This window comes from Hominilimicola fabiformis, from assembly GCF_020687385.1.
Classification (GTDB): domain Bacteria; phylum Bacillota; class Clostridia; order UBA1381; family UBA1381; genus Hominilimicola; species Hominilimicola fabiformis.
Genome location: NZ_JAJEQM010000011.1, coordinates 93,409 through 104,692, shown reverse-complemented (window position 1 = coordinate 104,692; position 11,284 = coordinate 93,409). Strand labels below are relative to the sequence as shown.

Annotated in this window: 10 protein-coding genes and 1 pseudogene; 7 read left to right on the top strand and 4 right to left on the bottom strand. The window is 36.0% G+C overall.

Annotated features, from left to right (window positions below; genetic code table 11):
• The 3 genes and pseudogenes from LKE05_RS09050 to LKE05_RS09040 all read right to left on the bottom strand — a co-directional run.
• Positions 1 to 576, bottom strand: a pseudogene (locus LKE05_RS09050) (restriction endonuclease subunit S); the annotation flags it as partial.
• Positions 560 to 2,131, bottom strand: a complete 1,572-nt coding sequence (locus tag LKE05_RS09045) for a type I restriction-modification system subunit M (RefSeq protein WP_308456601.1) — start codon at positions 2,129 to 2,131, stop codon at positions 560 to 562. The gene LKE05_RS09045 and the pseudogene LKE05_RS09050, both read right to left, overlap by 17 nt.
• A 19-nt stretch (positions 2,132 to 2,150) precedes the next feature.
• Positions 2,151 to 2,327: a helix-turn-helix domain-containing protein gene (locus LKE05_RS09040; protein WP_308456600.1), complete on the bottom strand. Its 177-nt coding sequence runs from the start codon at positions 2,325 to 2,327 to the stop codon at positions 2,151 to 2,153.
• A gap of 287 nt (positions 2,328 to 2,614) precedes the next feature.
• Here LKE05_RS09040 and LKE05_RS09035 point away from each other — a divergent pair, with 287 nt between their 5' ends.
• The 5 genes from LKE05_RS09035 (at position 2,615) to LKE05_RS09015 (ending at position 8,077) form a co-directional block, all read left to right on the top strand.
• Positions 2,615 to 3,769: a hypothetical protein gene (locus LKE05_RS09035; protein ID WP_308456599.1), complete on the top strand. Its 1,155-nt coding sequence runs from the start codon at positions 2,615 to 2,617 to the stop codon at positions 3,767 to 3,769.
• A 48-nt stretch (positions 3,770 to 3,817) separates the two neighbouring features.
• Positions 3,818 to 4,234: a hypothetical protein gene (locus LKE05_RS09030; protein WP_308456598.1), complete on the top strand. Its 417-nt coding sequence runs from the start codon at positions 3,818 to 3,820 to the stop codon at positions 4,232 to 4,234.
• Positions 4,218 to 4,439: a hypothetical protein gene (locus LKE05_RS09025; RefSeq protein WP_308456597.1), complete on the top strand. Its 222-nt coding sequence runs from the start codon at positions 4,218 to 4,220 to the stop codon at positions 4,437 to 4,439. Before LKE05_RS09030 ends, LKE05_RS09025 begins: the two co-directional genes overlap by 17 nt.
• A 97-nt stretch (positions 4,440 to 4,536) precedes the next feature.
• The gene (locus LKE05_RS09020) at positions 4,537 to 6,711 is read left to right on the top strand and encodes a hypothetical protein (RefSeq protein WP_308456596.1); all 2,175 of its coding nucleotides are present in this window, start codon (positions 4,537 to 4,539) and stop codon (positions 6,709 to 6,711) included.
• A 382-nt stretch (positions 6,712 to 7,093) separates the two neighbouring features.
• Entirely contained in the window at positions 7,094 to 8,077 is a 984-nt protein-coding gene (locus tag LKE05_RS09015; protein ID WP_308456595.1) for a Rho termination factor N-terminal domain-containing protein, read from the top strand.
• Positions 8,078 to 8,116: 39 nt separating this feature from the next.
• On the opposite strand, the gene LKE05_RS09010 is transcribed toward LKE05_RS09015, so the two are convergent.
• The gene (locus LKE05_RS09010; RefSeq protein WP_308456594.1) at positions 8,117 to 8,887 is read right to left on the bottom strand and encodes a MerR family transcriptional regulator; all 771 of its coding nucleotides are present in this window, start codon (positions 8,885 to 8,887) and stop codon (positions 8,117 to 8,119) included.
• A gap of 124 nt (positions 8,888 to 9,011) precedes the next feature.
• On the opposite strand from LKE05_RS09010, the gene rbr reads away from it, so the two are divergent.
• Together rbr and LKE05_RS09000 are read left to right on the top strand one after the other, a co-directional pair.
• On the top strand, positions 9,012 to 9,551 hold the full coding sequence (rbr, locus tag LKE05_RS09005; protein ID WP_308456593.1) for a rubrerythrin: 540 nt from the start codon (positions 9,012 to 9,014) through the stop codon (positions 9,549 to 9,551).
• Positions 9,552 to 9,746: 195 nt separating this feature from the next.
• A complete protein-coding gene (locus tag LKE05_RS09000; RefSeq protein ID WP_308456592.1) occupies positions 9,747 to 11,267 on the top strand; it encodes a right-handed parallel beta-helix repeat-containing protein in 1,521 nt (506 codons plus the stop codon).
• Positions 11,268 to 11,284: the final 17 nt, after the last annotated feature.

Here is an 11,284-nt window from a genome sequence, read left to right as displayed (position 1 = left end):
AACACCGTCAAATGGGTCATAATCAACGAACCAAGACCTAAAGATAGCTTGAACTGAGTCGAGTAAATTATCATTTATCTTCTTCTTTAACTCAATTCTGTCTGTAATTGTCTTGTATGCTTGAACTTTTTTTCTCTGTTCTTCTAAACTAGGAAGCTTTATTTCAGTTTCACATAGTTCATTCCAACCATATCCGCCTCGAATTGCTGCATCACTTCTAAAATCGGCATATCTATCAAATTCACTTCTTCTAAACCACATCATCAAATATTCGGGAAGGATTATATTTTCATCAATAACCTCAAAAACAGCATACGCAGGTGAAACAAGAATTTCTTCCATTTCTGAGTTAAAAGCAATAGGCATTTTGTGAACTCGTATAGCAGACATAAAATCGCACGCAAATTGTTTATAAGCTACAATTTTATATTTTGAAAGATCTGTACCAACAATATTTGAAGTTGATGCTCTAAACTCTTTTGTCATGCTTAGACCTTTTAAATTGTTGCAATGCAAGTCTTTGTTTTTCACATCTATGTTTCGTATCAATTCGCCTAATTTATAATTTAATTTCATAGCCTAACCCCTTGAATACCGAAAGTAAATCTGCCTTTGATTTTTCTTCGGCTATCAGCAATTCTTTTAATTCTGACTGCAAAGTTTTCATCTTTGTATCAAAATCAATATTTTCATCCCTGTTTACAAATTCAATATATCGGCTCGGAACAAGGGTAAAGCCTTTTTCCTCAACTTCTTCAAATGATGCAGAATAGCAGAACTCAGGAACATTCTGATATGTTTCTTCGTATCCTTCTTGCTGCCATGCGTGATAGACAGATGTTACCTTTGTTCTGTCCTCGTCGGTAAGCTCAATATATTTCTTTTCATAAGGACTGCCCATTTGTCTTAAATCCATAAAAAGGATTTCTTTTTCACGATTGCGGTAGTGTTTTAAAACTCCGTTCTGTTCAACAGTTTGGGCTTTTTTATTCTTATTCAGAATCCAAAGAGTAACGCTGATGTCGGTTGTATAGAAAAGGTTTCTCGGAAGAATGATGATAGCTTCCACGAGATTGTTTTCAATGAGCTGCTTTCTTATTTTAAGCTCTGTTCCGTCATCAGACAAGGCCCCGTTGGCAAGAAGGAAACCTGCCACACCGTTTTGAGAGAGTTTGGAAACAATATTCAGTATCCAACCATAGTTTGCGTTGCTTGTTGGCGGAACTTCATATCCGTTCCAACGAGGGTCGTCTACAAGCTCATTTTCGGCTCTCCACTGCTTCTGATTGAAAGGTGGGTTTGCCATAATGAAATCTGCTTTAAGGTCTTTGTGCTGGTCGTTGGTAAATGTATTGGCTGCCATCTCTCCAAGATTTGCAGAAATACCACGGATAGCCAAATTCATTTTTGCCAGTTTGAAAGTGGTATTTGTGTATTCCTGACCGTAAATAGACACTTTCTTTTTATTACCGCTATGTGCTTCTACGAACTTGATGGACTGCACAAACATACCGCCCGAACCGCAACAAGGGTCATAAAGTATTCCATCGTAAGGCTCAAGCATTTCGGCAATCAGGTTTACAATACACTTTGGTGTGTAGAACTCTCCTTTACCTTTTCCTTCTGCAAGAGCGAACTTACTAAGAAAATACTCATATACACGACCTATAATGTCGTTCTCTTTATCATCAGTGTTGATACGATTGATTTCATCAAGCAAAGAAGCCAACTTTGCCGTATCAATATGTAAGCGGGAATAATAGTTATCCGGCAAAGCACCTTTCAGTGCCGGGTTGTTCTTCTCAATCGTATAAAGTGCTGTATCTATCTTTAGGGCAATATCGTCCTGCTTTGCATTTTCAATAATGTACTTCCAACGGCTTTCTTCAGGAAGATAGAATACATTTTCCTGAGTATAAAACGGCTTCATATCCGCATACTTTTCGCCGTGTGTAGCAATAATCTTATTACGGCATTCCTCAAACTTGTCACTGGCAAATTTAAGGAAGAATAAACTCAGAACAACGTGCTTATACTCCGCAGGCTCAACAGAACCTCTCAGTTTATCAGCACTTTTCCAAAGTGCTTCTTCCATTGATATTTCTTTCTTTGGTTTAGCAGCTCTTGCCATCTATAATTACCTCCGTGTTTTAATCTTCGTCTAAAATAACTTCGCATATATCTCCGATGTCACAATGAAATACCTGACATATTTTCAGCAGCACTTCAAGAGATATCGGCTTATTCTTATTTATCTTTGTTGCAGCGTATGATATAATTTCTGCTGCACGCATTAAATCTTGTCTTTTCAGTTGATTATCAATCATCAGTTTTTTGCAATTTGTTGTAGATTATCTTCATCTGTACATCTTCTTTGCATTACGATTATCAATGGTTACAATTAGTCACTTCATATTATACAACAAACGCTCTGTTTTTTCAAGATTATACAGATTATTTACAGTTATATAACTGCCAATTACAGATAGACTTGATTTTATAGGGATAATATGATAATATTTAGATTATAATTATAGTTTGATGTAAATAGTTTTGTTATGCAATAAATATTGGGAAAGAGGCGATTTCTTTGTTGTTATGGCCATCGGAAGATATGGATTTTTGGAAAATCGAAAGTGATGAAGACATAGTAACTGTGAAATGGAGTCATAACTATTTTGAAGATTATAAGATTTTATCTTATCAATTTTTTGAATGTGGAAATCGAACATTTGATGAGGTTATAGAAGATGTAAATGATAATATAAAATCTGATATGTGGTTCTTGCCAGGTATCTTTTTAATTCGTCAAAGTATTGAACTAGGATTAAAAGCTCTTTTATGTAGAATATATAACAAGAATAAGGATATTCAGAATACATTTGAAGAATGTTGTCACGATGTATCAAAGCTATTTCAAAAATATATTGTTATAGGTGAAGAAAATTATTTAACAAATAAGGAAAGAGAATGGTTGATTAATTATTTGCTTTCACTAGAAGATGTTGATAGTAAATCTGATATGTTTCGATTCCCTTTTGAAGATGAATTCCTTTCAAAATATCAAGGCAAATTTTTAGATAATGTAGATGTTGCAAATAATTTGTTGCAGGCATTTGCTTTGGTTAAAAAGTGTCTTAAAAAAGGCATTCCTGATGATGAAAATAAGTTTAATGAAACTTTAGAACCTGAATTTTTTATTTTTGCACCACACGGATTTGGAAACTGCTGGCTGAGACAACAACTGTCAGATGAAGGTTTTCATGTAAAAGTTAATGGATATATAAGCGTTATTGATTTTATATACAACAATCAACAGATTTCAAAAGAAACAAAATTTTATCCGCTTATGTTTATGTTTAGAAACACAATAGAGTTGTGTTTGAAAAGGTTATTTTATAGCACAGTGGATAACGGCGTACCATTAAAAGTGTTTTACTCTAAAAGAAAGAGTCATTTAATAAAAAGGGACTTATGGAAAAATGTGAAACCAGTTATTTTAAGATATGCAAATAGTTCTGGTAATGACACTGAGATTGTGGATATTGTAGAACGATTAATTAATGAGATTAATGCTTTGGATAAGAATGGAGATAATTTTCGCTATCCAACATCATATAGTTTAGAATATCGCTTTGATGACAAAATACTGGATTTAAATAATGTTTATAAATATTTTAAGGCATTAATCAATTTTTTAGATGGGTGCGATTCTATGCTTGATGCAATTGCTGAATATCAAAGTGAAATGCAGGCTGAGTATTATTAATAGACTATAATAAATTAGATAAAAAATTGACCTTGCATTTTGTGGTCTGTGGTAGAGGTGGTAGACCCGATAACATTGGGTGCAAAGCTTGTTGATGTACGTGACAGAAAATCTTGTTGCTGTGATGATGATTTCGATTTGGCATCTGTGCCTGCGTCGGTTTGCAGAGTGTTTGACGATCAGTTCGTAACAGGCAATGAGGCAAAACGTGTGTTCGTATCTTTAGGTATTTTCTCCATAATTAAAATCGAACGCCACGTTCAACTTCTTATTCCGTCATATGACTTCTGTATCCCTCAAAAAGAATGTGTAGGGGCAACGGATGACAATCCTTGTGACTTATTTGAGAGAATAGACTTCCCGGTTGACGAATTCTTCCCGCCTGAGAGGGGCGAATTCTTGGAATGTGATCAAGATGACATATCCGAGCCGGAAGATGACAGTGACTGTGGATGCCGAAGATAAATCAGTACAAAAACCTCCTGTGATTATGCAGGAGGTTTTGCTGTATTATGAAAAACAGACAGTTCCGAGGTTCAGTGTAGCTTTAGCAATGAAAAATAAAACTCCTTTTGATATGCTATTATATGATATTATTGCAACTGCCGGAAACGACAAATATGATATTAAAAGTTTTTGTTTCAGAATTAAAAAAATTAATTTTTTTTGAAAATCTATTGCATCGTACACCGATGTACGATGTATAATAATTATAGAACATAGTCTGCCAAGACGAAATAAAAAAATTAAGAAAAGAGGGATTTATCATGTTGAAAATTTTTATTACTTCATTAATTTGTACATTAATGTTATTTTGCACAAACGTGTCGGCTGCTGATTTTCAGGCGGGTGATACGGCTTATGTCAAGGCGGGAATAGAAAGTATGTCTGTTTATCAAAATCCATCATACGGTCGTTCTGTTGCAGTGGTCATCCAGTACAACAAAGTAACAATTTTGGAGCCTAATGTAGTCGGAGATGGCGGCACATTTCATAAGATTCAGCTCCAAGACGGTACAATCGGCTATGTTCCTGCTCTTGCCGGCAGAAAGGATACACTTGAAACAGCAGAGGTTGCAGAAAAAGAAATAGAGAAATCGACAGCGTCATCTGATCCGGATAAGTATCAACATACAATAAATATGTATTTTCTTTCCGACTATATCTATGGCGGCTCAAAAACAACCGAGGGCAATGAAAGAAATTTTTATGCAAAAGTCCCGACTGAATGGGTAAGGCATGACCGACCTGAATCGTTACCGATGGTTGGAATGGCTGTTGTGCATATAGGCGATGAGGGAAAATTCGGCTCGGTAAAAGCATCTTTCTATCCGGGCAATCCGCCGATTAATTATCACTCTAAGAGATTGGACGAACTTAAAGAAATCGGCTATGATCCTCCGTTTGCAGAAAAGTCAAGAACAGAGGCAAATGCCAACACAGCATTTTATGTAGGTGCATCAAGTGAATTTGATGTTGTTGCTTATAACGAAAATTGGGTTGCCGTATGGAGCGAGGGCGGAGTTGACGAATCCCGTGGTTCAATTATAGATTGTAGCGGAAGAAAAGACGGTGGAGCTTTCACAAGCTGGAAACCGGGAGTATATTTTCTGCCAAGAAAAAATTGTTATATCTTAGATATTAACAATCAAGTGGCAACTGCTCCAAAAATTGAAGCTGTCGGCAAGGCAACCGCTAATTTGATGGTAAAAACCACTCCTGACGAAACGGATTATGTAAAATCGGGTGTTTATAAAATAAATCAATCTGTTCAAATAGTTGATGCAACACCACAAAACGGACATTATAAAATTTATTACAAGCACGGTTTATATTATGTTGAATCCAAATATGTCAATATACAACTTGCAAACACCGAAAAACCGCTAATTTCCTACAAAGCTGAGGCAAATGCGGATTGTGATATTTCAGACGGTTCTTCGGTTAAAAAAGGTACAGTAATAGATGTTATCGAGAAAGATTATGACGGAACAAATTCAAAAATCTGGTTCAACTCAAAGGTATGTTATATTCCGACAAGTAATCTTGTCGATTTAACCAAAACACAGTCAGCTGATGACGTAGCAAAGCTTGGTGCACCTATAGGCGTTCTGTCCGTAGATACGGCTTGGGGTGAATGGGGTGCGTTGACCTATTCTGCCGAAGGACTTGCAAAACTGAAAGAGTATCGTTTCGGATATATCAACGCTGATATGGATAAGGCCTTAGAATACAGTGAATGGGTTAGTTCAAACAACGGTGAAATCAATAAAATAGAAGACAAAGACTGGGTAAATGTATACGGCATTGAAGAGTTTTCGTTCGACCGTGATGAGGATATGAGGAACATTCCCGGAATAGATCCTTCAGAAATAGAGCCTTGGATTATAACAGGAAAAATCTATACTATTTACTATAACGGAGAGATTCGCTATTTGGTTCAAGAGGATGAAAGTCGGGAAACATTTACTTATTATCCCGGAAACGGATTCAGCAAAAACTCTGTTGCCAAAACGCAGACTATTTGTCTGGATAGCCGCAAATATAACACCGTTGCATATAACATTGATGACAACAACTACTTTAAGCTCAGAGATATTGCACAAATCTTAAACGGAACAATTAAAACATTTGATGTTAAGTATGACGGAGCAACAAATTCGATTGATATGCTAAGCTTTTATGATTATACATCGGTTGGCGGCGAATTAACACCGGGCGACGATGTTACAAGGACAGCCTTTTCGTCATCGGCGTTTTTAACACTGGACGGAGTACCTATAAAGGCAACGTGCTATAATATTGACGGAAACAATTACTTTAAACTTCGTGATATAACAGATGCATTGGATTGTCGTGTTGAGTGGGACGACAACAATCAGTTGATTTGGGTAGTACCGAGTGTGCCTGCATATGATGACCCGAATGAAGCAGTAGGCTGATAAAATAATATACGGTTTATTTGAGGTGGGGACGAAGTCACATATCCGAGACGGAATATGACAGTGACTGTGAGTGTCAAAGAAGATAAATATGATTAATATAACCCTCTTACCGGCTTTGATTAAAAAAGAGGGGCACATAAAAGTTAGACATTCTCAAAACAATTTGATATAGTTTAAAATATCACCTGCGGTATTTGTGAGGGAGCTAAGGGCGTTGCCTTGAACTCTAACACTTGCCGCAGGTGTTGCTTTATGCGGAATTTTTAGATGTTTGGCTGACTTGACGGATAGAATTTGCGGAAAGTATTGTTTATTTTTATGGCTTGTATATGTGAAAATTTAATGATATAATATTAAAAAAATATTAAGGGGTAGAAAAATGAAAATATTTGATAATATAATGTCTTGGAAAAAGCCCGAAATGCTTGACTTGGCAAAAGAGCTTAATATAAAAGGTCGTTCAAAAATGAACAAGGGCGAAGTGGCAGAAAGCATATCGAAAATATTATTATCAGACGAGTATTTTAAGACGGTTCTTGCGGCGCTTGACAAAGAACAAACAGAATGTCTTGTAAATTTGTGCGAGAGCAATGAAATTAAACAGTCAGACGTTTTCAAAATCAGACTTTTATTGGAATTAGGTTATATATCATTTGAAAATGAACAGTACAGCTTGTGTGACGAAGTAAAATACTTAGTTGCTAAATGTTATACAAACGAATCAAAAGGCGGTTTGGAAGTCAGAGATAAAATAATAAATTACTGCAATGTTTTTGCGGAACTATACGAAATTGTTCCGTTGGACAAGGTTTTTGAAATATACGACAAGCAAAATCATGATATTTCAAAAGAAGATTTTATGGAATTGATTAATACTGTCAACGGTAAAATGGATTTGTGGGAAATATACAACAATTCGATTGTAAACACTTATGTTTTGGAAGAAGGTTTTTATGATGATTTGTTGAAAACGCAAGGTAACAAACCGTTCTATATTCCGTCAAGAAAAAAGATTATGAAAATGGCTAACCCGGGATATATTGAAGAAACCAACGAATATCTTGCGCTTAGACATTACTTGATTAAGAGAATGGGTATGGATGAAGTAAAGGGCGAAAACTTATGCTTTGAAATTGAAATGGAATGTAAAATGAGCAATGAAAACGCTCCTGATATTCTTAGCTTGTTTGACAAGTATAATGTTGAATTAAATGATAATAATGCAAAAAAAGTAATTGGTTTGGTACAAGCTGTTAATTTAAACACAAGAAAAGCGGTAAACAGAGGTTATACCGATTTGCAAATCGAAGAAATAAATAACAGATATATGGTTCAGAACGATTTTTTCCCGTTCTTTATGTAAAAAACAAAAGCTCCCGAACTTATATGTTCGAGAGTTTTTTTATTCTTCTATCGGCAGAGCCACTTGTGTTATGAAAAGTTTTTTATCCTTATGTTGCGGGGGACCTTCAAGATATGTATGACGGCACATTCCCAAAGGTGTGAGATTATGCTCTTTGGCATACAACAAAAGTTTTTCGCGAACTTTCGGGAGTTCCTCATATGCACCGTGATGATAAATGCAAATTGCACGCATTGGTGTCAGTACGACGATATGTTCGCCGCTGCTTTCAGGCGGTACGGCAACACAGTAAGAAATTTCGTTGGGTGCGGACAATGAGTATTCTAAAAAATACATTCGCCTTGTCATATCGGTACCGTATTCACGCATGGCAAGTATTGCGGTATCGCGCAAAATATTTGTTTTATCGAGAATACTTTCCGTAGTAAAAGTGCGTCGATAAATCGTTTGCTTGTCAATGTGGATTTCCTTGATTTGTGTGGGATTGGTGTTTGCTCTTTCATACAACTTTTCAATATTCAAATTTATTTCGTCACGCATAGCTTCAAGGCGGCGGATAAGCGGTAATAAATCGGTTTCGCCGTCTAAATAGGCGTGAATTTCATCAAGCGACAGACCGAGCTTTTGCAAAATACGTACTGTACGAATTTTAGTGAACGTATCTACGGTATAATAACGATTTCCGTTTTTACCGTCTTTAAAGTCCGGAGTAATCAATCCTTTTGCTTCGTAATTCAATATGATTTTTCTTGTAATTCCGATTGATTTTGCCATTTCACCGATCGTAAACATATTTTTTTCAACATTCATATCATCACCCCAAAACATATATTAATACAAAAAACGGAAAAATGCAAGACATAGAAAAATGTTGTTTAAAATTCGTGTATAGTGGTATATATTATATATGAGTAAATTTACGGAGGTAATATAAATGGCAAACAAATATTCGGGAACAAAAACAGAGGAAAATTTAAGAACTGCCTTTTCGGGTGAGTCGCAAGCGCGTAACAAATACACATATTTTGCATCGAAAGCAAAGAAAGACGGCTTTGAACAAATAGCGGATTTGTTTTTGAAAACGGCCGACAATGAAAAGGAACACGCAAAAATGTGGTTTAAAGAATTAAACGGAATCGGAACAACTGCAGAAAATCTTGTTTCGGCGGCAGAGGGCGAAAATTTTGAATGGACAGATATGTATGCCGAGTTCGCAAAAACTGCCGAAGAAGAAGGCTTTACCGAATTGGCTGAAAAGTTCCGTATGGTAGCCGCAATAGAAAAAACTCACGAAGAACGTTACCGTGCATTGCTTCACAACGTTGAAACAAAAGAGGTTTTTGAAAAGAGTGAAGTCAAGGTTTGGGAGTGCCGTAACTGCGGTCATATTGTTGTAGGCGTAAAAGCTCCGCAGGTTTGTCCTGTGTGCAATCACTCGCAAGCATATTTTGAAATTCACGCAGAAAATTATTAAAAATTTCAGCATATCATTTTTGGAAATGATATGCTTTTTTATTTGAAAATATTAATCGAAAAGTCTTGATTAAATGAATAATTAATGATAAAATGTATGTAATGGCGGTTGAAATTTGTATGAATTGAATTTGCTATTTTACAGACGCTATTATTAAAGTTGGTTTTTTATTTGAGAAAGGCTATGGAGTTGAAAATGAAAAAAATTACGGCTCTTTTAACGGTATTGATGATGTGCATGACATTCGGTGCGGATTTTGTATACGCAGCGGACAGTAATTCGGCACGCAATGCTGTTTTGCAAATACGTAAGGAGATAGACAGTCACAAGTCGAACATTCAATCGAAAAACGGTGAACTGTTTAAACTTACACCCGAAGAAATCGCCGAAGCGGATTTTAAGAATTATGATACGTCATCAGTACTGTTGGGAACTGACTTGTATGAGTTTTCTGCCGGCAGTGTTTCAAACGACATAAAAGGCAAAGATGGAACAATAAACACACTTGCTCCGAATGAATACAAAGTTCACAGTACAATTAAATACGGAAAATATCCGTCAATATTTAATTCAGACACGGTGATAAAAACTTCCGGCGGAAAACGGGCAACACTTGTTGCAGATTATTCGGACGATGTGCCGTCATATCAGATTGTGAAGAATGTTGAGAATTTATATGTCGAAAATATAGATTTTGAAAATTTTCCTATGATAAAGTTTGAAAATTGCGATAATATTATTTTCAACAACTGTTCTTTTAGCAATTTTGAAAACAACGGAATTGTGTTCAGAGATTGCAGTAATATCGCGATTTTGAACAGTAAGTTCACAAATTGCGGCAATCAGATTTCGGACAGTTCAAATAGCGGTTACAGTATAAGAATAGTCGGTGATGCACAAAGTCCGGCTGAAAATGTGCTTATTGAAAATTGTACTTTCGAGAACAGCTGCGGTAAGACGATAAGTTTTGTCGGCGATGTTGACGATTATGTTATAAGAAATAACACGATTAACAACAGTGTTTGGGGGGCGATTGATTATTGGACTCCGACTGTTTCGGGCAAATATGCAGATGTTATTGAAAATAATGTGTGCAAAAATATCGGTTTCGGCAAACCGTCCGTAAATGATACGAACGCACTTACAAGCGGTGTGGGTTGTGCGGCGATATTCGCGGGTATGGGAACATCGCTCCCTAATACGATTGTGAAAAATAACGTTGTACAAAATTGCGTTGAAACGGGTATCGAAGGTCCGTATGAATTGGTTTATCACAATACGGTAAAAAATACAGGCGAAAATTCCGTTGCGCGTTATACCGGCTCTACAGAGGCGATATATATTAAGCTGACGACTGAATTTGAACAGAAATATATAGGAAATACTATCGAAACAAGAGGTTTGAGATGCTTTTCTTCTTACTCGAACAGAGATGATGAGTACAAGGGAATATACATTTTGAACAATTCTATGAATTTGGAAAATACAGATGCAAGTATTGCTTGCAATTACACTCGTTCGGACATTGAAATCAACTGTAAAAAAATAAAGAAGATTGTTATCGAAAATAATACGGGAATGATGAAAGACAAAAAGAGTGTAAACATCTATACCGACAAGGGTTATGTTATGGATTATTTCAGTATTCATAATCCTTGTATGATAGGCTCAGTGCCTGAAAAGGCGAGATATTGCTTTAATATCAATAATAATTAAACAGAATGCAGTCAAAA

What these genes read in the sequence shown, in the direction of transcription:
- LKE05_RS09045 (WP_308456601.1), bottom strand. Translation starts at nt 2,131, where the DNA reads ATGGCAAGAGCTGCTAAACCAAAGAAAGAAATATCAATGGAAGAAGCA.
- LKE05_RS09040 (WP_308456600.1), bottom strand. Translation starts at nt 2,327, where the DNA reads ATGATTGATAATCAACTGAAAAGACAAGATTTAATGCGTGCAGCAGAA.
- LKE05_RS09035 (WP_308456599.1), top strand. Translation starts at nt 2,615, where the DNA reads ATGGATTTTTGGAAAATCGAAAGTGATGAAGACATAGTAACTGTGAAA.
- LKE05_RS09020 (WP_308456596.1), top strand. Translation starts at nt 4,537, where the DNA reads ATGTTGAAAATTTTTATTACTTCATTAATTTGTACATTAATGTTATTT.
- LKE05_RS09015 (WP_308456595.1), top strand. Translation starts at nt 7,094, where the DNA reads ATGAAAATATTTGATAATATAATGTCTTGGAAAAAGCCCGAAATGCTT.
- LKE05_RS09010 (WP_308456594.1), bottom strand. Translation starts at nt 8,887, where the DNA reads ATGAATGTTGAAAAAAATATGTTTACGATCGGTGAAATGGCAAAATCA.
- rbr (WP_308456593.1), top strand. Translation starts at nt 9,012, where the DNA reads ATGGCAAACAAATATTCGGGAACAAAAACAGAGGAAAATTTAAGAACT.
- LKE05_RS09000 (WP_308456592.1), top strand. Translation starts at nt 9,747, where the DNA reads ATGAAAAAAATTACGGCTCTTTTAACGGTATTGATGATGTGCATGACA.